This is a genomic window from Pseudomonas sp. BIGb0164, from assembly GCF_024810135.1.
In the GTDB taxonomy this organism is placed as follows: Bacteria; Pseudomonadota; Gammaproteobacteria; order Pseudomonadales; family Pseudomonadaceae; genus Aquipseudomonas.
On the sequence record NZ_JANUEA010000003.1, the window covers coordinates 712,165 to 734,846 of the forward strand.

General features: G+C 52.6%; 19 protein-coding genes and 2 pseudogenes. 13 read left to right on the forward strand and 8 right to left on the reverse strand.

Annotated features, from left to right (window positions below):
* Positions 1 to 76: 76 nt before the first annotated feature.
* A complete protein-coding gene (locus M2394_RS11100; protein ID WP_259172471.1) occupies positions 77 to 1,120 on the forward strand; it encodes an aminopeptidase in 1,044 nt (347 codons plus the stop codon).
* A 95-nt stretch (positions 1,121 to 1,215) separates the two neighbouring features.
* Here the strand turns inward: M2394_RS11100 and M2394_RS11105 are convergent, their stop codons facing one another.
* Together M2394_RS11105 and M2394_RS11110 are read right to left on the reverse strand one after the other, a co-directional pair.
* On the reverse strand, positions 1,216 to 1,875 hold the full coding sequence (locus M2394_RS11105) for an HAD family hydrolase (RefSeq protein WP_178923956.1): 660 nt from the start codon (positions 1,873 to 1,875) through the stop codon (positions 1,216 to 1,218).
* Complete coding sequence (locus M2394_RS11110) at positions 1,872 to 2,414, reverse strand: gamma carbonic anhydrase family protein (protein ID WP_099550173.1); 543 nt, start codon at positions 2,412 to 2,414, stop codon at positions 1,872 to 1,874. The genes M2394_RS11105 and M2394_RS11110 overlap by 4 nt, the downstream gene beginning before the upstream one ends.
* A 54-nt stretch (positions 2,415 to 2,468) precedes the next feature.
* On the opposite strand from M2394_RS11110, the gene prlC reads away from it, so the two are divergent.
* From prlC to M2394_RS11125, 3 genes are all read left to right on the forward strand, one after another.
* Entirely contained in the window at positions 2,469 to 4,568 is a 2,100-nt protein-coding gene (gene prlC, locus M2394_RS11115; protein ID WP_259172472.1) for an oligopeptidase A, read from the forward strand.
* Positions 4,565 to 4,840, forward strand: coding sequence for a YheV family putative zinc ribbon protein (locus M2394_RS11120; protein WP_010207776.1), 276 nt, complete (start codon positions 4,565 to 4,567; stop codon positions 4,838 to 4,840). Before prlC ends, M2394_RS11120 begins: the two co-directional genes overlap by 4 nt.
* Positions 4,841 to 4,965: 125 nt before the next feature.
* Positions 4,966 to 6,969 (forward strand): M3 family metallopeptidase, encoded by a 2,004-nt coding sequence (locus M2394_RS11125; RefSeq protein ID WP_259172473.1) that lies wholly within the window; start codon positions 4,966 to 4,968, stop codon positions 6,967 to 6,969.
* Between the two features lie 2 nt (positions 6,970 to 6,971).
* On the opposite strand, the gene M2394_RS11130 is transcribed toward M2394_RS11125, so the two are convergent.
* Entirely contained in the window at positions 6,972 to 7,619 is a 648-nt protein-coding gene (locus tag M2394_RS11130; protein WP_178923950.1) for a dual specificity protein phosphatase family protein, read from the reverse strand.
* Between the two features lie 273 nt (positions 7,620 to 7,892).
* Between M2394_RS11130 and M2394_RS11135 the strand changes: the two genes are divergently transcribed.
* The 6 genes and pseudogenes from M2394_RS11135 (at position 7,893) to M2394_RS11160 (ending at position 13,812) form a co-directional block, all read left to right on the forward strand.
* Positions 7,893 to 8,645, forward strand: coding sequence for a gluconate 2-dehydrogenase subunit 3 family protein (locus tag M2394_RS11135; RefSeq protein ID WP_178923949.1), 753 nt, complete (start codon positions 7,893 to 7,895; stop codon positions 8,643 to 8,645).
* Positions 8,646 to 8,647: 2 nt separating this feature from the next.
* The gene (locus M2394_RS11140; RefSeq protein ID WP_259172475.1) at positions 8,648 to 10,432 is read left to right on the forward strand and encodes a GMC family oxidoreductase; all 1,785 of its coding nucleotides are present in this window, start codon (positions 8,648 to 8,650) and stop codon (positions 10,430 to 10,432) included.
* Positions 10,433 to 10,444: 12 nt separating this feature from the next.
* Entirely contained in the window at positions 10,445 to 11,743 is a 1,299-nt protein-coding gene (locus M2394_RS11145; protein WP_259172476.1) for a cytochrome c, read from the forward strand.
* An 81-nt stretch (positions 11,744 to 11,824) separates the two neighbouring features.
* A pseudogene (locus M2394_RS11150) lies at positions 11,825 to 12,061 on the forward strand (radical SAM protein); the annotation flags it as partial.
* Positions 12,062 to 12,192: 131 nt separating this feature from the next.
* Positions 12,193 to 12,807 (forward strand): hypothetical protein, encoded by a 615-nt coding sequence (locus M2394_RS11155; protein ID WP_259172478.1) that lies wholly within the window; start codon positions 12,193 to 12,195, stop codon positions 12,805 to 12,807.
* Between the two features lie 9 nt (positions 12,808 to 12,816).
* On the forward strand, positions 12,817 to 13,812 hold the full coding sequence (locus M2394_RS11160; protein WP_259172479.1) for a DUF4868 domain-containing protein: 996 nt from the start codon (positions 12,817 to 12,819) through the stop codon (positions 13,810 to 13,812).
* A gap of 127 nt (positions 13,813 to 13,939) precedes the next feature.
* Here M2394_RS11160 and M2394_RS11165 read toward each other — a convergent pair whose 3' ends face one another.
* The 5 genes from M2394_RS11165 to M2394_RS11185 form a co-directional block, all read right to left on the reverse strand.
* A complete protein-coding gene (locus tag M2394_RS11165; protein WP_259172480.1) occupies positions 13,940 to 14,320 on the reverse strand; it encodes a hypothetical protein in 381 nt (126 codons plus the stop codon).
* Positions 14,321 to 14,397: 77 nt separating this feature from the next.
* Positions 14,398 to 14,601, reverse strand: a complete 204-nt coding sequence (locus M2394_RS11170) for a hypothetical protein (protein ID WP_259172481.1) — start codon at positions 14,599 to 14,601, stop codon at positions 14,398 to 14,400.
* Positions 14,598 to 15,248, reverse strand: a complete 651-nt coding sequence (locus M2394_RS11175; RefSeq protein WP_259172482.1) for a replication/maintenance protein RepL — start codon at positions 15,246 to 15,248, stop codon at positions 14,598 to 14,600. Before M2394_RS11175 ends, M2394_RS11170 begins: the two co-directional genes overlap by 4 nt.
* 287 nt (positions 15,249 to 15,535) lie before the next feature.
* A complete protein-coding gene (locus M2394_RS11180; RefSeq protein ID WP_259172483.1) occupies positions 15,536 to 16,996 on the reverse strand; it encodes a hypothetical protein in 1,461 nt (486 codons plus the stop codon).
* A gap of 377 nt (positions 16,997 to 17,373) precedes the next feature.
* Complete coding sequence (locus M2394_RS11185; protein ID WP_259172486.1) at positions 17,374 to 19,125, reverse strand: recombinase family protein; 1,752 nt, start codon at positions 19,123 to 19,125, stop codon at positions 17,374 to 17,376.
* Between the two features lie 20 nt (positions 19,126 to 19,145).
* On the opposite strand from M2394_RS11185, the pseudogene M2394_RS11190 reads away from it, so the two are divergent.
* The 3 genes and pseudogenes from M2394_RS11190 to M2394_RS11200 form a co-directional block, all read left to right on the forward strand.
* Positions 19,146 to 19,982: pseudogene (locus M2394_RS11190) on the forward strand (PA0069 family radical SAM protein); the annotation flags it as partial.
* 230 nt (positions 19,983 to 20,212) lie between these two features.
* On the forward strand, positions 20,213 to 20,944 hold the full coding sequence (locus M2394_RS11195; protein WP_178923945.1) for a carbonic anhydrase: 732 nt from the start codon (positions 20,213 to 20,215) through the stop codon (positions 20,942 to 20,944).
* Between the two features lie 85 nt (positions 20,945 to 21,029).
* On the forward strand, positions 21,030 to 22,571 hold the full coding sequence (locus M2394_RS11200; protein ID WP_259172487.1) for a SulP family inorganic anion transporter: 1,542 nt from the start codon (positions 21,030 to 21,032) through the stop codon (positions 22,569 to 22,571).
* Positions 22,572 to 22,682 lie beyond the last annotated feature (111 nt).

Genomic DNA, 22,682 nt, shown 5'->3' on the forward strand with positions numbered 1-22,682 from the left:
TATAAACACGCCACGCCATGGAAAAATTCCGTGCGGGCAGGATAGTCTGGCGAATCAATAACCCAGGAGTCGGGGCATGGTCAGGCGTTTTCTTCCAGGGTTGCTGGCGGTGCTGCTCAGCGGTTGTTCCAGCGTCAGCTATTACAGCCAGTTGGCCAGCGGCCAATGGCAGTTGCTGCGTGCGCGTGAGCCGGTTGCCGAGGTGATCGCCGACCCTTCCCGCCCCCAGGTTTTGCGTGAGCACCTGGTGCAATCGCAGAAAGCGCGCACCTTTGCCAGCGAACACCTGCACTTGCCCGACAACCAGAGTTACAGGTTGTACGCCGACATTGGCCGGCCTTACGTGGTCTGGAATGTCTTCGCCACGCAGGAATTTTCCCTTTCACCTGAAACCCATTGCTTTCCGATTGCCGGTTGCGTGGCCTATCGCGGTTATTACAACCAGGGCGCGGCGCGTGGCGAAGCGGCGTTGTTGCGGCAACGGGGCATGGACGTGTCGATTGGCGGGGTGGAGGCCTATTCGACCTTGGGTTGGTTTAACGACCCGATCATGAGTTCGATGATGAACTGGGGCGATGAGCGCCTGGCCACGCTGATCTTCCATGAATTGGCGCACCAGCGTTTTTATGTGAAGGACGACACCGAGTTCAACGAGTCCTACGCCAACTTCGTTGAGCAGGAAGGCACCCGCCAATGGCGTGCTGCACGCGGCCTGGCGCCGGTCAGCGACGCGGCATTGAAGCAACGCGACCAGTTCATCCGGCTGGTGCTCGACACTCGCAAGCGCCTGGAAACGCTGTACGCCCAACCGTTGGCCGCCGATGTGATGCGCCAGGCCAAAGCCGCAGAGTTCGAACGCTTGCGCCGTGATTACCGGCAGATGCGCGACAGCCAGTGGGCGGGGGATAAACGCTATGACGTTTGGATTAACCAGCCGATGAACAATGCGCGACTGTTGCCGTTCGGGCTGTATGACCAGTGGGTGCCGGCGTTTGCGGCGTTGTTTCGGCAGGTGGATGGGGATTGGGTGAGGTTTTTTGCGGCGGTGGAGAAGATGGGTGGGTTGCCGGTGGCGCAGCGCAAGGCGGCGTTGAAACAGTTGGAGGGTGGTGGGCCTTAGGGCCTCATCGCCGGCAAGCCAGCTCCCACAGTTGACCCCGTTTCAAATTTGGAACCCAGTCAACTGTGGGAGCTGGCTTGCCGGCGATGGCAATCTCAAGGCCGCTGCAAAAACGCCTGATGCATCTGCGCCAACGTCTCAAAATGCCAGGTCGGCGCCTCGGCACTCAACTCCTCGAAGCTGCCAAACCCATACCCCACCGCTGCTGAATCCAGGCCATTGCTGCGCGCGCCGATCAGGTCGTGCTTGCGGTCACCAATCATCAAGGTGGTGGCCGGGTCCAGGCCTTCTTCGCGGATCAAGTGCGCGATCAGCTCAACCTTGTTGGTACGCGTGCCATCCAGCTCGCTGCCGTAGATCACCTTGAAATGCTTGGCGAAATCAAAATGCCGGGCGATTTCGCGGGCAAACACCCAGGGCTTGGACGTGGCCACGTAGAGCTGGCGGCCTTGGCTGCTCAGGTCTTCCAGCAACGGCATCACGCCTTCGAACACACGGTTTTCATACAGGCCGGTGACCTTGAAGCGTTCGCGATAAAAATTCACCGCCTCCCACGCCTTGGCCTCATCAAAGCCGTAGAACTGCATGAAGGCTTGCAGCAGCGGCGGGCCGATGAAGTGTTCCAGCTTCGTCAGGTCCGGCTCGTCGATGCCGAGCTTGCCGAGGGCGTATTGGATCGAACGGGTGATGCCTTCACGCGGGTCGGTGAGGGTGCCGTCCAGGTCGAACAGGACGGTGGTGTAGTTCAGGGTCATTGATCGAATCCTTCGGCCAGGTGCAGGTCTTTGAGCTTCACGTAGTTCGCTGCGCTGTAGGTGAAAAAGGCACGCTCCTTGTCGGTCAACGGACGGATTTGTTTAACCGGGCTGCCCACGTACAAAAAGCCGCTCTCGAGTTTCTTGCCCGGTGGCACCAGGCTGCCGGCGCCGATGATCACGTCATCCTCGACCACCGCGCCGTCCATCACGATGCTGCCCATGCCGATCAAAATGCGATTACCGACGGTGCAGCCGTGCAGCATGACCTTGTGGGCGATGGTCACGTCGTCGCCGATCAGCAGCGGGAAACCGTCCGGATTGAACGGGCCGGCATGGGTGATGTGCAGCACGCAGCCGTCCTGCACGCTGGTGCGGGCACCGATGCGGATGCGGTGCATGTCGCCGCGGATCACCGTGAGCGGCCAAACCGAGCTGTCGGTGCCGATTTCGACATCGCCGATCACCACCGCCGAAATATCGACAAAAGCCCCGGCGCCCAGGGTTGGCGTGTGGTTCTGATAGGTGCGAAGGGTCACGATAGCCTCTCTCTCTTCTGCTGATAGCTGCGGTGGGCATTGATTGTAATTAAGATGGCCCCATCTTTGTTCTTACATGTTTCTTCAGCCAAGGTACCCACCGTGAGCGCGAACAACCCACTTTTGCAGTCCTACGACCTGCCGCCGTTCTCGGCGATCCGTGCCGAGCACGTCCAGCCGGCCATCGAACAGATCCTCGCCGACAACCGCGTCGCCATCGAAGGCATCCTGCAAAGCCAGGGCAAAAACCCTACGTGGGCTGGCCTGGTGCTGGCCATGGACGAGTTGAATGATCGCCTGGGCGCTGCCTGGAGCCCGGTCAGCCACCTCAACGCCGTATGCAACAGCGCCGAACTGCGTGAAGCGTACGAAAGCTGCCTGCCGGCCTTGAGCGCCTACTCCACCGAGATGGGCCAGAACCGTGCGCTGTTCCAGGCCTTCGAAGCCTTGGCCAACAGCCCGGAAGCCGCGGGTTTCGACGTGGCGCAGAAAACTATCCTGGAACATTCCCTGCGTGACTTCCGCCTGTCGGGTATCGATTTGCCGCCCGAGCAGCAAAAACGCTATGCCGAAGTGCAGAGCAAACTGTCCGAGCTGGGCAGCAAGTTCTCCAACCAATTGCTGGATGCCACCCAGGCCTGGACCAAACACGTTACCGATGAAGCCACCCTCGCCGGCCTGACCGACTCGGCCAAGGCGCAGATGGCCGCCGCTGCCCAGGCCAAAGGCCTCGACGGCTGGCTGATCACCCTGGAGTTCCCGAGCTACTACGCGGTGATGACCTACGCCCAGGACCGCGCGCTGCGTGAGGAAGTTTACGCGGCCTATTGCACCCGCGCGTCGGACCAAGGCCCGAATGCCGGTCAGAATGATAACGGCCCGGTGATGGAACAAATCCTCGACCTGCGCCAGGAACTGGCTCAGTTGCTGGGCTACGCGTCCTTCTCCGAACTGAGCCTGGCCACCAAGATGGCCGAGTCCAGCGACCAGGTCCTGAGTTTCCTGCGCGACCTGGCCAAGCGCAGCAAGCCGTTTGCCACCCAGGACCTGCAACAGCTCAAGGCCTACGCCGCCGAACAAGGCTGCGCGGACCTGCAAAGCTGGGACAGTGGTTTCTACGGCGAAAAACTGCGCGAGCAGCGCTACAGCGTGTCCCAGGAAGCCCTGCGCGCCTACTTCCCCATCGACAAAGTACTGAGCGGCCTGTTCGCCATCGTGCAACGCCTGTACGGCATTGAAATCGCCGAGCAAAAAGGCTTCGACACCTGGCACCCGGATGTCCGTCTGTTTGAAATCAAGGAAAACGGCCAGCACGTGGGCCGCTTCTTCTTCGACCTGTACGCCCGCGCCAACAAGCGTGGCGGCGCGTGGATGGACGGCGCGCGTGACCGTCGCCGCACGATCGACGGCGTACTGCAAAGCCCGGTGGCCAACCTGGTGTGCAACTTCACACCTGCCGACAGCGGCAAACCTGCCCTGCTGACCCACGATGAAGTGACCACGCTGTTCCATGAGTTCGGCCACGGCCTGCATCACCTGCTGACCCGCGTTGAACACGCCGGCGTTTCCGGTATCAACGGGGTGGCTTGGGATGCGGTGGAGCTGCCGAGCCAGTTCATGGAGAACTGGTGCTGGGAGCCGGAAGGCCTGGCGCTGATCTCCGGCCACTACGAAAGTGGCGAACCGCTTCCACAAGACCTGCTGCAAAAAATGCTCGCCGCCAAGAATTTCCAATCCGGCCTGATGATGGTGCGCCAGCTGGAGTTCTCGCTCTTCGACTTCGAGCTGCACGCCACTCACGGCGACGGCCGCAGTGTTGCTCAGGTATTGGAGGGTGTGCGTGATGAGGTGTCGGTGATGCGTCCGCCCGCCTACAACCGCTTTCCCAACAGCTTTGCGCATATCTTCGCGGGCGGTTACGCGGCGGGGTACTACAGCTACAAGTGGGCCGAAGTGCTGTCGGCCGATGCCTTCTCCAAGTTCGAAGAAGACGGCGTGCTCAATGCCGAGACCGGTCGCGCCTTCCGCGAGGCGATCCTGGCCCGTGGCGGTTCCCAGGCGCCGATGGTGCTGTTCGTCGATTTCCGCGGACGCGCGCCGTCGATTGACGCACTCTTGCGCCACAGCGGCCTGAGTGAGGACGCGGCAGCATGAGTGAAGGGCCTGTGATTACCAAGAAACAATTTATCGCCGGGGCGGTTTGCCCGGCGTGCAGCGAGCCGGACAAGTTGAAGATGTGGACCGAAGACAACGTGCCACACCGTGAGTGCGTGGCCTGCGGTTATACCGACACGCTGAATGACCAGGGCTTGTCGGTGCCCAAGGAATTGGGCACGCGGGTGAATACGTCGGCGTTGAAAGCGCCAGCGGACCCGAAGGTGCAGGCGGTGCAGTTTTTCCCCAATCCGAAGCTGAAAAAGGACTGACTGATGTGATGTTTTTTGCCCTGAAACACAGGTTTCAGGGCGAAGAGCATTAAGCATCTACGCCCCTCAATTCTGTCGCGTGTTCCAGGATGGCTGCCCCCTTTTGCGGTTATCAAGGAAGCACCATGCCGGACCTCAACCCTCTGTTGCAGGACTATCACCTGCCGCCTTTCTCGGCCATCCGTGCCGAGCACCTTGTGCCTGCCATCGACGCGATTGTGCTGAGCAGTCGCGCCGAAGTAGCCCGTATCATTGCCAGCCAGCGACACCACCCAAACTGGGATGATTTGATGTTGGCGATGGAAGCCGTTACCTCCCGCATTGACGAGGTGCTATCGGTGATTTACATCCTCGACAGCACCACTACCGACCCAAGATGGTTGGAGGCCAGTGCGCTGGCCACTTTTCGGGCTTCAGCGTTCACCCAAGAGCTGACAGGTAATCAAGGGCTGTACGACTGCTACAAAGCGCTGGCCGCGAGTTCATCTGCGGCGCTGTTTGATGCGTCCCGCCAGAGTTTGCTGAAGCGCACGCTGAAAAAATTTCGGCTGGCCGGCATTGAGCTGGAACCGGCTATGCAGAAAAAACGGGTGATGCTCGACCATAAAATTGCCGGTCTCCAGCAATTGTTCCTGACCCGACTGGAACAGGCTAACAACGCGTGGCGCAAACACATCACCGATGAATCGCGATTGCAGGGACTCACCCCGACCCTCAAGGCACGGATGGCGCAAAAGGCGCGAGCGGCTAACGTGCAGGGTTGGCTTATTACCCTGAATGACGAGATTTACCGGGAATGCATGGCTTACGCGCAGGATCGAACATTGCGAGAGGAGATTTTCGTTGCCTACAACACGCGTGCTTCTGACCTGGGCCCGCACGCTGGGCAGTTCGACAATGGCCCCTTGTTGCAAATGCTGAGGGTCAGCCGTCATCAGAAAGCCATGCTATTGGGTTACGCCAATTTTGTTGAATTGGCACTCGAGCTGCAAATGTTGGAGACCAGGGATCAAGTCCTGGATTTTATTCGTGACCAAATTGCGTCATCACGCACAGTCTTTGCACATGACAAACAGGTGCTTGAGGCGTTGGGGCATGAGCTTGGACTGACAGGCCTGCAGTCCTGGGATTTCGCGTTCCTGGCGCAAATCATCCGGCAAAGAATCTGCGGGGTTTCCGAAGATGATCTGCGCGTCTATTTTCCTCTCGAGAACACCTTGTCTCAGCTATTTGCGCTCGTAAAGCAACTGTTTGGTATCGAAATCAGCGAGCTTTATGGCTTCGATGCTTGGGCTTCCGGGATCCGTCTCTTTCAGATAACAGAACATGGTGAAGTGCTGGGGCAGATCTTTTTTGTGCCGTATCGGCAAAATGACGGGGGTTACCCCTACGCAATATCGTTGAGAAACCGCTGGACCACGGCTGAAAGTCGCAGGGTGCAACCGATGGCTGTGCTGTTCACTCAGTTTGAAGGTACCCCCGATGAGACGTGTTTGCTCGGACATCGGCAACTCAAGATCCTTTTTCATGAGTTCGGTCATTGCTTGCAGCAACTATTGGTGGGCATCGGTTACCGCACCAAAATGGGTACTGATGACTCAGGTATCGACAGCGCGGAATTTTTCGGCCAGTTCTTCGAACGCTGGTGTGACTCGCCGGATTGTCTCGCATGGCTTTCCAGCCATTTCAAAACGGGGGCGTCTTTGCCCATGGCGATGGCTCGGCAACAAGCCCTGTATACCGATACCCAGTCTTCCTGGGAGCAGGCAGAGTCGTTGACGCTTGCATTGTTTGATATCGAAGTACACGGCTCACAGGACGATGGACGTACCATTGAACACGTATTTGCGAGCGCCAACCGTGAAGTCGGTCACCTGCCGTCGCTGGACACTGTGCGTTATGCCAACAGCTTCAGCCATTTGGTATCGGGATATGAAGGTGGGTATTACGCCTACCAATGGTCTGAGGTGCTGGCGCGCAGAGCCTTCAAAAGGTTTGAGCGCGAAGGTGTTTTCAATGCCGCGACGGGTCGGGCGTTTCGCGAGCAGGTGCTCGCTCCCGGCCACTCTCGTTCATTGCTTGAGTCGGTGCGGTTGTTTTCAGAGGAACCCTCGGGACGCGCGCCCTGAAGTCAGGTGTCGGAATTGGCCGTGTTCATCCAGCTTTTCATTGAACACAGGGCAAAGGCGCTGGTGCTGCACTCTCCGTTCTGCAGTGCCGTGCGTAACTTGGCGACATCCGCTTTCATCATGTAGCGAACACCGTCCTTGAAGCCGTTGCTGCTGCCGAAGCCGCCTTGGGTCATCTCGTTCAGCGCATCTTCTTTGCTCCAGCCTTGCACCACCACGCGGTACATCGCCGCCATCAGGCCGGTGCGGTCAGAGCCATGTTTGCAATGCATCAACACCGGGCCGTTGGCTTCGGCTTCCTGAATCGCCCTAAGCGCCGCGAGCACGTCGGAATCATCGACATGGTTGGTGCGATAAGACAACTGTACCTGTTTGATATCAGATGACTTCAGCCACGCCGAATCAGACTCCGGCAAGAAGTTGATCACCGTGCCGATTTTCAGTTGGTCCAACACGGGCAGCGCATTGCTGTCTGGCAAGGCGCTGCGATACAGCGTGGGCGTCATCTGATGCAGATTGAATTGGTCGCCTACTGGCTGAGCCCACTCGGGTGGTCGGATAGACGTGGCATCGTCGGCCTGGGCAGGGGCGCCGATAAACATCGCAAGGAGCGCCAGGCTGAGGGCCGGTAACAATCGAAGAGTGAACATGCGTGACGTGACCCGATAAGGGAGTGGTAATGGCGCCCAGAGTGGTCTTGAGGGGGTGAATGGGGTGTGAGGTGTGCGTCAAAGGATCGTGAACCGGCGCATCTGATCCGCTGTTTTTGAAGCTGAATCGATTCCCTCGATGCTTAGCCTGCTATCATTTGTAACTATTGATTGCCAGTGTGTTCTATCCCCTTGGATCCCATGCCTTGGCAAACCTTCACGCTGCTCCCAGAAGCGGCTGATCAACCCGTGACTTCATGATGAGGTGCCTCTATGTCTGATCAAGATCAAGACAACCCCCGGCGTGACTTTTTGCGCAAATCCTTGACCTTGATCCCGGTGGTCACGGTTGCCAGCACGGGCCTGGGTGGCTCGATGCTGATGGCCACGCCCGAGCCGGCCCAGGCTGCTCCCGCCCCGTCGGCCGCCAGCGACAAGCCCTACGAACCGACCTACTTCACGGCCGAAGAGTGGGCCTTCATCAACGCTGCTGTTGCGCAGTTGATTCCCGCGGATGAGCAGGGCCCGGGTGCGCTGGAAGCCGGCGCGCCGGAATACATCGACCGCCAGATGAACACGCCTTACGCCAGTGGCGCACTGTGGTTCATGCAAGGCCCGTTCAACGCCGACGCCCCGCCAGAGATGGGGTGGCAGTCCAAATTGGTACCCAAGGAAATCTATCGCCTGGGTATCGCCGCCACGGATGCGTGGTCGAAGGCGTTCAACGGGAAAGCTTTTGCTGCGCAAGACAGCGCTACCCGAGACGATATGTTGCGTCGTTTGGAGGCTGGCGGCAGTGAGGTCAGCGCGCATTTCGCAGCAGTACCTCCGAAAATGTTCTTCAACCTGTTGCTGCAAAACACCAAGGAAGGGTTCTTCTGCGACCCGATCCACGGCGGCAACAAAGGCATGGTCGGCTGGACCATGATTGGTTTCCCCGGCGCCCGCGCCGACTTCATGGACTGGGTTGAACGCAACGAGCAATACCCCTTCCCGGCTGTTTCCATTCGCGGCGAGAGGGCATAAACGTGGCGACCATCATGAAGAAAGTGGATGCGGTGATCGTAGGTTTCGGCTGGACCGGCGCAATCATGGCCAAGGAGCTGACAGAAGCAGGCCTTAACGTGGTAGCGCTGGAGCGCGGCCCGATGCAGGACACTTACCCGGACGGCAACTATCCCCAGGTCATCGACGAGCTGACCTACAGCGTGCGTAAAAAACTCTTCCAGGACATCTCCAAGGAGACGGTGACCATTCGCCATAGCGTGAATGACGTCGCTCTGCCCAACCGTCAGTTGGGCGCATTCCTGCCGGGCAATGGCGTGGGTGGCGCAGGTTTGCATTGGTCGGGCGTGCACTTTCGTGTCGACCCGATTGAGCTGCGCATGCGCAGCCATTACGAAGAGCGCTACGGTAAAAACTTCATTCCCAAGGACATGACCATCCAGGACTTCGGTGTCAGCTATGAAGAGCTGGAGCCGTTTTTCGACTACGCCGAGAAGGTGTTCGGCACCTCGGGCCAGGCGTGGACGGTCAAGGGGCAGTTGGTGGGTGAAGGCCGTGGCGGTAACCCGTATGCGCCGGATCGCTCCAACCCGTTCCCGCTGGAGTCACAGAAAAACACCGTCTCCGCACAGCTGTTTCAGAAAGCTGCGACCGAAGTGGGCTACAAACCCTACAACCTGCCGTCCGCCAATACCTCGGGGCCGTACACCAACCCCTACGGCGCGCAGATGGGCCCATGCAACTTCTGCGGTTTTTGCAGCGGCTACGTCTGCTACATGTACTCCAAGGCTTCGCCGAACGTGAACATCCTGCCGGCCCTGCGCCAGGTGCCGAACTTCGAGCTGCGGCCCAATTCCCACGTGCTCAAGGTCAACCTCGACAGCACCAAGAGCAAGGCCACCGGCGTGACCTACATCGACGGCCAGGGTCGTGAGTGCGAGCAGCCGGCCGACCTGGTGATCCTCGGGTCTTTCCAGTTCAACAACGTGCGGTTGATGCTGCTGTCGGGTATCGGCAAACCTTACGACCCGATCACCAATGAAGGCGTGGTGGGCAGAAATTTCGCCTACCAGAACATGGCGACCATCAAGGCGTTCTTCGACAAGGACACCCACACCAACAACTTCATCGGTGCGGGTGGTAATGGCGTGGCCATCGACGACTTCAACGCCGACAACTTCGACCACGGGCCGCATGGCTTTGTCGGCGGCTCACCGATGTGGGTCAACCAGGCGGGCAGTCGGCCGATTGCCGGCACCTCCAACCCACCGGGCACCCCGGCCTGGGGCAGTGCCTGGAAGCGCGCTACCGCCGATTACTACACCCACCAGGTGTCGATGGACGCCCACGGTGCCCATCAATCCTACCGGGGCAACTACCTGGACCTGGACCCGGTGTACCGCGATGCCTACGGCCTGCCGTTGTTGCGGATGACGTTCGACTGGCAGGAAAACGACATCAAGATGAACCGCTTCATGGTCGAGAAAATGGGCAAGGTCGCGCAGGCGATGAACCCCAAGGCCATCGCGCTGCTGGGCAAGAAAGTCGGTGAGCACTTCAACACCGCCTCGTACCAGACCACCCACCTCAATGGCGGCGCGATCATGGGCACCGACCCGAAAACCAGCGCGTTGAACCGCTACCTGCAGTGTTGGGATGTGCACAACGTGTTTGTCCCGGGCGCGTCCGCTTTCCCACAAGGCCTGGGCTACAACCCGACCGGCTTGGTGGCGGCGCTGGCCTATTGGTCGGCGCGGGCGATCCGCGAGCAGTACCTGAAAAAACCCGGCCCACTGGTTCAGGCATAAGGAGCGATGACCATGAAAGCATTCGTTATCGCCTCCCTGGCGCTCTTCAGCAGCTGTTCCGGCAGTGCGGCTGACACCGACCTGATCAAGCAGGGCGAATACCTGGCCCGCGCCGGCGACTGCGTGGCCTGCCACACCGCCAAGGGCGGTAAACCCTTCGCCGGTGGCCTGCCGATGGAAACGCCCATCGGCGTGATCTATTCCACCAACATCACCCCGGACAAGACCGGCCTGGGCGACTACAGCTTCGAGGACTTCGACAAGGCCGTGCGCCATGGCGTCGCCAAGAGCGGTAGTACGCTTTACCCGGCGATGCCCTACCCGTCTTACGCACGCGTCAGCGACAGCGATATGCAGGCGTTGTATGCGTACTTCATGAAGGGTGTGGAACCGGTTGCCCAAGAGAACAAGGACAGCGATATTCCTTGGCCCCTGAGCATGCGCTGGCCGTTGGCAGCATGGCGCTGGATGTTCGCGCCGACGGTTGCAGAGGTGCAACCACAGGCGGCTGCCGACCCGGTGATCAGCCGCGGTGCGTACCTGGTGGAAGGCCTGGGCCACTGCGGCGCGTGCCATACGCCGCGTGCCCTGACGATGCAGGAAAAAGCCCTGAGCGCCACTGACGGCAATGCATTCTTGTCCGGCAGTGCGCCGCTGGAAGGCTGGATCGCCAAAAGCCTGCGCGGTGACCATAAGGACGGCCTCGGCAGTTGGAGCGAGGAGCAACTGGTGCAATTCCTCAAGACCGGTCGCAGTGACCGCAGCGCGGTGTTCGGCGGCATGAGCGATGTGGTGGTCCACAGCATGCAGTACATGTCGGAAAATGACCTGACCGCTATCGCCCGTTACCTCAAGAGCCTGCCGGCGGTGGATCCGAAAGATCAGCCGCACCTGTACGACAAGCAGGTGGCTGACGCGCTGTGGAAAGGCGATGACAGCAAGCCGGGCGCCTCGGTGTATATCGACAACTGCGCGGCTTGCCACCGCACCGACGGCCACGGCTACACGCGTGTATTCCCGGCGCTGGCGGGCAACCCCGTGTTGCAGACGGCGGATGCGACGTCCTTGATCAATATCGTGTTGAACGGCGGCACCTTGCCGGCCACCCACACGGCGCCGTCTACCTTCACCATGCCCGCGTTTGCGTGGCGCCTGTCGGACCAGGAAGTGGCGGATGTGGTCAGTTTCGTGCGTGGCAGTTGGGGTAACAAGGGCACGCCTGTGAAGGCCAGTGACGTGGCGGACCTGCGCAAGAATGATATGCGCACCACCTCGGGCGATGACCTGGGCCAAGTGACGCAAAAACACTGACGCGTACTTGACCGCCAAACGGCACTGGTCAGAACCCTTGCGCCTCGATACTGTATATAAAAACAGTATCGAGGCGTTTTCATGTCTACTCCGTTGCCGCCCCGTGGCCGGGGCACTGCCACCAACCTGCACAACCGCTTCGCGCCCACCGTCAGCGTGGTCGAGGACGACGGCTGGTACCAGGAAGTGCCACCCACCCAGGGCACTGAAGTGCGCATTGAAACGGCCAAGACCATCATCACCCGCAACAACTCGCCGGACCTGCCGTTTGATCGCTCAATCAACCCTTACCGAGGTTGCGAGCATGGCTGTATCTACTCTGTGAAAGGATACTCAAGTGAAACAATCTGAAAAATGCTGTGCGTATCGTCCCAGTGCTGGTTTGACTCAATGCGCTTTGCTATCAAATAGCTATCAGCTATGCTGACTCGACCAAAGGAGATGGTGATATGGCTAGTCACACACGGCGACACGGATTGAAGCGCGGAGCGAGATTCTCTTTGTTCATCGTGTCGTATACACCTTTATTTGCCATAATGATTTTTCAACAGATTTATCAAAACAAAGATTACCTACACCCAGTTGAAATAACGAAAGAAACAGCCTTAAACTTTTTTCGGTATTTCGGAGTGTCTTCGTTTCTAGTCATAATCTCCATTATTAGTTTTATTGGTCTTCTTATCTTGCTGCGAAATTTAGAGAGAAGAGCAAGCGAGAGCGGTGAGGAAATTACCGTCACAGACGTAGAAAATAAAAATAGCGAAGCTATTGCATACTTATTCACATACATAATTCCTTTCGTATTTCAGGACTTATCAAATATAAGTCAGTTAGTTCCGATAATCGCTTTGATGTCGGTGACTTATGCTATTTATTCTAATTCCTCTATGATGCTGATAAATCCTACGTTAAGCTTTTGGTACTCGTTATATCAAATTGAATATAAAGACAATACAGGCAAGGCAAAGAAAACAATTGTTTTAACCAAGGAGCGATTTTTGGAGGAAGGGGATATCCTTCGACCTAAGCGAATCGCACATAAACTTAGCTATGGTGTAGCTTAGGAGAAACGGATGAGTATTCAGCAGTTGATAGCGGAAGATGGTCTTCTCAATGAGGACGGTTTGGTAGTACAACTTTTTTTCATTCAGAGGCGCACCAAAAAAGTCAACAAAGTTCAAACATTTACATATGACGTTAAAAAAACAGATTCTTCAGACAAGCTGAATAAGTTTTTTATTAAAAGTCTAAAAACTCAGATCTGTAAAGTCGTCGGCAGACCAGATGTAAAGTTTGAAGATTATAAAGTTATTGCCGATGACTCACCTAATGTTGTGCATAAGTATCCTGACGCAAATGCAATGAAAGTAGCCCCATCAGTTTGGGGTATAATTGATGCTGGCGCGGCTGAAAATATAAAATCACTACACGATGTCAAAGACAAACTTTGGGCATATTGCGTGAAGTTTAGTAAAGGGAATAAGTCTGTTTTGGCTTTTAGAAAAACAGCGCCAACTAAAATCGCTACTGACGAAGCGCAAACTTCGGGGGAGAAATTCGTAGCGTGGTTTGACTCTGATGATGCCCGACTGGTGGAAGTAAAGTTAGAGTCAATCAGTTTCGACAATAAAGCAGACTGTGTCTTGTTAGATAATACATTTTATATCTTTGGGAAAGGGGCTTTCGAAAAAATCGTAAGCCTTGAAGACGAATTTGTAGAAAATGCTAATGCAGTGGTTGCAGAAATGACACAGCAAGATATTCTCGAAGGAATTGAGTTATTACAAGAAGAAATAAGTGCAAAACCATCCTTGATGAGGATGGTTGCGAACATTGCTCGTAAGCAAAACCATACGGGTATTGGGCAGTTAGAAATTGAGAATATGAAGAACGTTTTACATACGTTTGAAAAAAAGGAATTGAAATTTACCGCTGACGGTAAGATTCTCATCGAAAATAAGGATGATGTTGAGAATTTCTTAAAATTACTTAATGACTATCATAAAAAAGGAATGGTCAGTGGGAAGTTTTATGGTTCGAGTAGTGGTCATGTAATCACTGCTCAGTAACTCCTGATTTGACCGTCAGACGCTCTTAGGAGCGTCTTTTTGAGACGGTCAATGGAAACAGCTAACTCAACCTCAGAGCACCGTCAGGTGCTAGCGAAATGGCTTTAAACCGCTTTTGATTTTGCTCTTATTGTCGATACACAAGCATATAATCCCGCAATTCGCTACGAACAAAATCAGTTTCATAAGTGATTTTAAAATTATCTCTATACATACCTTCAGTACCCTTCGTTAAATCTCCTTCCATCGTTGTTTTGTAGCATGTCTTATCATAAGAATTGAATGAATACTCAACAGATATTGCGCTTGTTGAACCATATTTCGACCATGATTTTCCGTTACAGTCTTTATAAGCTTGGGCGTAACTTTCTTTTATTTCTGCCGCTTCTTTTACCAGGTTTTCAACTCGCTTTTTTTCTTGTTCTTCGTTTCTTATTGCTTCCTGACGTGTAACTACAATAGCTTTTCCAAAGCCGTCTTTTGCCATTCCGTTAGTGAACGGCGGCATGAATGGGTATTTCACATTCAAAAGAAACATAAACATGATGAGAAAAGGCACCAATATACAGTCAAACCCTCTTCCACTCATTCTGTTACCTCATCAGATAAATCATCTTCTTGATAAGCTAAGCAGTTGATAAAAGCTGATTCAATAAGAGTTTCCACTGTGTATTTCAAGCTTTTCGTTTCTAAAATCCTAGCCATATATTCAAGCTGTAACTTTTGTTTAGAAGCAAGTCTTACAACATAATAATCATAGTCAATTTGATATTCATTAATCTTACTCATACTGCATCACCATCATCATATTCTTCTAAATCATCAAACGGTGATGGACCATCAAAATTAATTTCTTCAATATGGTTTATTTCGGCTAATAGTTCATCACTCGTAATGCCTCTAAGATTCGCTTCTAATAGAATGGCTTCTGGGTCATCAACCAGTTCAGTTTTTACCGTTCTTTTAGCTTGTTTAGACCCCGAATATTCTATTGTCATTTTTAATTTCTTGTATTTAGCTCTGTCCTTATAAACTTCTACCCATGGACCTTTACCAAACAATTCAGGATTTACCATGTAGCAGCCTCTGTCTTTTTGCCTGATGATGTCAGATTTTTTTAAGATAAGAAGAGTGTTGTCAAATGTTCCGATAGAAGTATTCAGAAAGGCGCAAATGCGTTTTTTTACAGCTGCGTTAAGGATTATCTCACCGCCATAGTTTGTGATTTTTAATAGCTCATTCAGAACTGAATGGTTTGAAGAGTTGAGCTTATATATTGCTTGTATACCATCTAAGTATAACTTTACAAAAGCAGGCTCAGAAGACACTGAAAAAGCGGTCACTTCCTCTTGTTTTGTTAATTCCCCGGTTACACTGTCGTAAGTTTCTTTGACACTGTGTTTGAGGATTTTCTTGGTTTTATTAGGTTGATTCATTGTAGTTTTATGTTGTTATATATCTATTATACATAATCCTCACTGAAGTCAATGAGGAAACTACATTTATTTACTAATTATTTTTGATGAGGAAAACTCCTCATCTGATAGATGAGAAAACCCCATCTGCCAGATGAGAAAATCTAACTCATAGAGTGAGGAAAAACGGCTGTAAGCCACGTTATCCGTGATGTCTCCTTTCTATTATATTTACATAGGGGTTTTAATGCCCCCCTAACCCCCAAGGGGGAATTGGCTTAAAGCCATTTCAGCTAAAAGCAAAAGCATCAAATGCCCGGCAGTTTCAAACTTCTTACTTTCTCTTGGGTTGAAAAACCTTGGACATTATCAGCCATTTCATCAATTATTTCATTAACTGGGTCAAGTGTCTCAAACTGCTCATAGAACAAGTTTTGCTTTGCTTCAATTTCGTATCTGGATTTTTCAGAATTTACTTTTTTCATTAAATCTATTACATAATCACTAATTGAAGCGGCAATGCTTGCAAGGCTGTTAGTCATAGCTTTAAATCTATCGGACAAGCTTTGAACATCACTTGTGAGTTTTTTATTGTCTTCGATGAGTTTGAAATTCGCAAATTTTAGTTTTTTGTGCTTGAGCGACTCTAACTCATAATCTTTCTTTGATGATGATAGTTCTTCATTCGTTGCGGCAAGCTCTGTTTTTAATTCTGAGATTTCCTCTTGCTGTTCTTTTAAGCGTAAATTGTTAAGATTAAACTGACGCTGAATTTTGGGCAATTTTGCATCTTTTTCAATCTCCCTTAAACGGGCTTTGTTCTCTTCTGTCTTTTCCAATACAGTTGCTTCAAGGTTGTAGTTGTGTAAATAGCTATTTGCGTGTTTATAGAAAAGGACTTGAAAATATTCAGCCTGTAATTTCTTCCTTTTATAATCACTTGGCTCATTGTTCAAAACTTCCAACCTCTCCTTGTCAATATTTTTTTCAACAAATGCATATTGGGCTTTTAGCAAATCATATTTATTAGTCTTATTGTTTTTGGTCGAAACAAATATATGGCTGTGAGGGTCTGCTTCATCGCAATGAACCACCAATGCTTTCAAAGAATAATCTGGAAAGTTTCTTTTATAGAAAGAAGCTTGAATCTGTATCAGGTCTTTTAGTGGAATTTCTACGTTGTTTCGAGATGGGATTTTAAAAAAAGCTTCTTGAATAACTGCCTCATTCAAAACAAATTCTTTCTTGTTGCTTGGTGTGAGAACCTTGTTGTGTAACTCAATAAATTTACCAAGACAATTGATTTTGTCTTTCATTCGGCTCATTTGAAATTGACCAAATTTAGTTTTTTCTTCATCAGCGTCAAGATTGGTCTTTGCAGAAATTATTTGATTCAGGTATGAACATAGCTCAGGATTATCAACTGACTGTTTGATTATCTTATTGAGCTTGGCTCTGTACTTGCTCAAATCATTTTTGTTTGTTGTGTCAATATTATTGGCTTTAACATTTATTTTTACATCATCAACAATCGATTTAATAAGAGCGATTCTTTCATCTTGTGATAAAGAATCCAGCTTCTTTATTTTATTTGATTCAAAGTCATAAATCTGATTTTCGCTTGATTTATCTTCGTCCCATTCTAATTTTTTTGTAGGATTACTTGGGGTGATTCTCAGTGAATGTTTTAAAGACTGTCTAAGTGAACCTATGCCCTTATCAGCATTTTTGTAGTTGATTTGTCTATAAAGTATTGTGATTTTTTTCATAACTTTCTCTTTTTTGTTTTAGTGTGGTGTTAGAAAAGTTGGCAAGTTGCCAAGTTTTTATAACCCTCACGGCTAAACAAATCGGAAAAAATATAAGCGACAGCGATAATTTTTTAGATTTTTTTAGTGCATTTGCCTTTGATTTTGTTTCTGTCTCAATGACCAATTGCGAGCCACTATTCCCTCACTTTCCAGCGAAGCGCCAGAAAGTGTGGGGATAGTGTAGCGAGTTACTTAAAATATTCACTTCCTACTAATTCACTTCCTAACACTTAGTTATATATTAGCATATTGAAATTGAAATCAAGTTTTAAGCTGACCTTAATAGAAGTACTTTCAGTTAGACAATTTTAAATTGTCTAACTGAAAGGGCTAACCTAATATTTGGTGTCAGCCAGAGAATTAAATTGAATCAACTCATCATGCATTTCTTTGAAACTCTCTACAAAAGTTCTTGCTCCAACATCTTCTTCGTCCCGAATCATTTCTTTTTCAATGATGATTCTTGTTGTGCCATTTTTGAATCTGATAAATAAAGCAGGTTCACCAGCAGAACGCTTATCTGACTTTCCAGTAATTAAATCTTTCTTGGAAAAACCACGCCAGAAGATTTTTATTTCTTCCACAATTTGAGAAAGGTGATTATTTATCGAGATCCGTTTTCGGATTCCTTCATCACTCCTGTCATTCAACAGTTCAAGAATATTTTGCTGAGTGAAGCTTCTGGAAATTTCCAACCGTGTTATGTATTGATTTTTTTCAACACGCAATAAATCTATTTTTGAAGAAAGTTCTTTTTGAAGATTCTCAAACTCTATCATCATTTCATTTAGTGTTGACGAAATGTCTTTCCCTTGAATCAGAATTTCTTTAATTTGAGTTTTGAGACGTGCCAGTTGTAATGAGTTATTCTTTTGGTCTCTCTCATGTTTTTTTAGTTCTGTGTTTAATCTGAGCAAGTCAGAATCATTTTCAAAAATTTCAGACAAGTTTAGCTTGTCAGTTTTTTCAAAGAAATATTGCATTGTCTGACTTGCACTGTAAGACAAGCGCCACTTAACTTGGCATTTGTTTGTCATTGAATTAGTACAAACGAAATATTGTTTGTTGCTTCTTCCTTCACCTGATTTGTCCATGAACCTGACAGTACCATTGCAGTGATAGCACTTTATAAATCCTTGAAATATGTTCAATCGGGATTTATTGAATCGTCCCGAGAATGGTTTTCGTCCAGATATTTTCTCTTGTACTTCTTCAAAAATTGACTTATCTATAATGGCAGGATAATAGTCGTGTATAGTCGGACCTTCTGGTATGAGCTTCATTTCACCTGTTTCACCTTCGTGAAACTTCATTGGCTGATGTTCGCCTATGACCTTCCTGTTTTTAAGAAGATATTGAATTTGATGAATGGAGTATTTAGGTTCTGATGATTCTAACCACTCATTCACAGCTTTGGCTGTTTCGCTCAATCCTCTTGATAATGCTAAATCGAAAATTTTCCTAATTTTATTAGCTTCATTTTCAATCACGAAAAATTTTGCAGGTTCATCACCTGGACGTGCCTTAACAACTCCTGAAACACCTATCCAAGAAGGCGTTTTGCGAGTTTTTACGGCTTTGCTATTTCTCATTTCATTACGATGAATATTCCAAGCCGAACTTGTGAAATCGCTTTTGCGTGAAGATTCTGCGTTTGCTCTCTCAAACTCAATAACAGCAATGAAGAAATCTGACGTAAGAAGATTGTTCTTGGAGTAGATTTTTCCTGTATCTAATACAGCAATATCAATATCACGGTTAAGAAGGTTAAGAAATATCTGCGTTGATTTAATAATCTTCTGTCTTGATAAACGGTCAAAGTTTTCAATCAGCAGAATTGAATTTGGTTCAATCAACCCCCCTTCTACAAGGTCAATAAATCCACCTAATTGACCCTGCTTGGCATTTTTGCCTCGAAAAGCAGAAACGCCCAAATCCTCCAAGGTTGTATCTACTATAAGGTTGTGCTTATCAACGAAATGCTGAATATCGCTTTGTCTGGCAAAGGACGTCCCAAGTTCCTGTTTTTTTTGAGAAAAACGAACGTATGAGTAACATTTTCGTTGCATGGCAGGTGGACCGGACATGTGAGGGTCTTATAGCGTACCACAGGTGTATCTACTGCTACGCGCGGCCCAGCCATGCCTATTGGGACATGTCCCCCGGGCTGGACTTTGAGACCAAGTTGATTGCCAAGAGCAACGCCGCCGATGTGTTGGAGCAGCAGTTGTCGAAACCGGGCTATATGTGTGCGCCGATCAACCTGGGCTCCAATACCGACCCGTACCAGCCCATCGAGCGCGAATACAGGATCACCCGTCAAACCCTTGAAGTGCTGCTGCGCTACCGGCATCCGGTGACGATCATCACCAAGGGCTCGCTGATCCTGCGCGACCTTGATTTGCTCACTGAGCTGGCCAAGCAGCGACTGGTGGCGGTGATGATCAGCCTCACCAGCCTGGATGACGAACTCAAGCGCATCCTGGAGCCGCGCACGGCGGCGCCCAAGGCGCGGTTGCGGGCGATCCGGGTGATGCGTGAGGCGGGTATCCCGGTGGGGGTGCTGTGTTCGCCGATGATCCCCATGATCAACGACAGCGAGCTCGAAAGCCTGCTCACGGAAGCCCACGCAGCCGGTGCTCAAAGTGCAGCCTACATGATGCTGCGCCTGCCCCTTGAGGTGGCGCCGCTGTTCGAGGAATGGCTGGCGGCGCATTACCCGCAGCGAGCGGCCCATGTGATGAGCCTGGTGCGGCAAGTGCGGGGTGGCGAGGTGTACGACAGCCGCTTTGGCGTGCGCATGCGTGGCGAGGGGCCGTTTGCCGATTTGCTGGCCCAGCGCTTCAGCAAGGCGATCAAACGCCTGGGGCTCAATCGTCGGGAGGGGTTTAATCTGGATTGCACAGCGTTCTGCCCACCGGGCAGGCAGATGGCATTGTTATAGGTAGACTAGTCAGGATAAGAGCGTTCTTATGTAGGAATGGTCGCACATTGATATCACTGAAACCTGCGACCTAGAGCGGTTTGTTCAGTTTGAATTAAGTTTAGATGGTTACCTTGTTCAGCGAGTGACTGATGGGTCGGAAGCCTGCTCTGTGGCATTTCACAACTATTGCCCTGAGCCGGCGTCGAACTGGCCTGAATATTCCCCCGCCTTAATCAAGAGGATGAATCATGAGTGACAAGGATAAACAGCCGTTGGCTGCGTCGGCATCAGCCCCTCAGGTGGCTGAAACCGCCGATGCAGCGCTGAAGCATATTGTTGACGGCTTTTTGCATTTCCATCACGACGTCTTCCCCCAGCAGGAAGAACTGTTCAAGAAACTCGCCACGGCCCAGAGCCCGCGGGCGATGTTCATCACCTGCGCCGACTCGCGCATCGTCCCTGAGCTGATTACCCAAAGCTCTCCAGGCGATCTGTTCGTAACCCGTAACGTCGGCAACGTGGTGCCGCCCTACGGGCAGATGAACGGTGGTGTTTCCACCGCCATCGAGTACGCGGTACTGGCCTTGGGCGTGCAGCACATCATCGTGTGCGGGCATTCCGACTGCGGTGCCATGCGTGCGGTGCTCAACCCTGCCAGTCTGGAGAAGATGCCGACGGTCAGGGCCTGGCTGCGCCATGCCGAGGTCGCCAAGTCGATGGTTGAGGACAACTGCGACTGTGCCAACGAAGGCGAAAGCATGAAGGTGCTGACTGAAGAAAACGTCATCGCCCAGTTGCAACATCTGCGCACCCACCCTTCCGTGGCTTCGCGCATGGCCAATGGTCAATTGTTTATCCACGGCTGGATCTACAACATCGAGACCAGTGAGATCCGCGCCTACGACGCCGACCAGTCGGCCTTCCGCTCGTTGAGCGGCGACGGGCCGATCCCATGCGCGACGCCTAAAGCGCGCTTCTAAAACACTTCCTTGCCGGGTAACGCGATGGCTGCCATTAGAGCAGCCAGGCGTTGCCACGCCCGGCGAATGCCTCGGGAGAGTCATCATGCGTGCTGCTCAATTGAAAGCTGTACTGCCGCGGGAGCTGCTCGCCTCTGTGGTGGTGTTTTTGGTCGCCCTGCCCTTGTGCATGGGTATTGCGATTGCGTCCGGCATGCCGCCGGCCAAAGGCCTGATTACCGGGATCATCGGCGGCCTGGTAGTGGGTTGGCTGGCGGGGTCGCCCCTGCAGGTCAGCGGCCCGGCTGCCGGGTTGGCGGTGCTGGTGTTCGAGCTGGTGCGTCAGCACGGCATGCTGATGCTGGGGCCGATCCTGTTGCTGGCGGGTTTCCTGCAATTGGTTGCCGGGCGCTTGCGCCTGGGCTGCTGGTTCCGGGTCACGGCGCCCGCCGTGGTGTACGGCATGCTGGCGGGGATCGGTGTGCTGATCGTGCTGTCACAGGTCCACGTGATGCTCGATGGTGCGCCCAAGCCTTCGGGGTTGGACAACCTGGCCGGGTTCCCGGCGGCTCTCGCTGAAGCCATTCCCACCCTGGGTGGTGGCCTTGGCTGGCAAGCGGGGCTGCTCGGCTTGTCGACGATGTTGGTGATGTACCTGTGGGATAAATTACGCCCGCAGAGCCTGCGTTTTGTACCGGGCGCCTTGTTGGGTGTTGGTCTGACCACGGTGGCAAGCCTGGTGCTGGCCTTGCAGGTCAAGCGCGTGGAAGTTCCGGAAAACCTTGCGGACGCCATCGACTGGCTGCGTCCCAGTGACTTGCTGAATCTGGCCGACCCACAACTGCTGATCGCCGCCTTTGCCGTGGCGTTTATCGCCAGTGCCGAAACCCTGCTCTCCGCCGCCGCGGTAGACCGCATGCACAGCGGTCAGCGTTCTGATTTCGACAAGGAGTTATCCGCTCAAGGTGTAGGCAATATGCTGTGTGGCCTGGTCGGCGCCTTGCCGATGACGGGGGTGATCGTGCGCAGTTCGGCCAACGTGCAAGCCGGGGCGACGACGCGCCTGTCGGCGATGTTCCACGGCCTGTGGCTGCTGGCGTTCGTGCTGTTGCTGTCGAGTGTGCTGCAGAGCATTCCGGTGGCGAGCCTGGCGGGCGTGCTGGTGTACACCGGGATCAAGTTGGTTGACCTCAAGGCATTCAAGGCGCTGGGGCGCTATGGGCGGATGCCGATGCTGACTTATTCGGCGACGGCACTGGCGATCGTCTTTACCGACTTGCTGACAGGTGTATTGATCGGCTTCGGGTTGACGTTGGTCACGTTGGCCCTCAAGGCTTCGCGGCTGAAAGTCAGCTTGATCGACCTGCCCCAGGAAGGCGAGATGGAATTGCGGTTGGTCGGTGCGGCGACCTTTCTGAAAGTGCCGGCGTTGACTCAAGTGCTGGCGACGGTGCCTGCGGGGACTACCGTGCATGTGCCACTGAGCAACCTGAGTTACATCGACCACTCCTGCCTGGAGTTGCTGGAGGAATGGGGACGGGCGAATGTGGCGAAGGGCTCGACGCTGGTGATCGAGGCGCGCGGCTTGAAGCGACGGCTGGAAGGCCGTGAGCGGACGACGACAGGCCTGGGCTCCGCGCCCGCCTGACACCACAACCCACCCTGTAGGCGCTGGCTTGCCAGTTAGTTAAGGAACCAAAGGGCGGCCAAGCTCTTGTAGTGAGCGGGCTTGTCCCGCGCTGGGCTGCGAAGCGGCCCC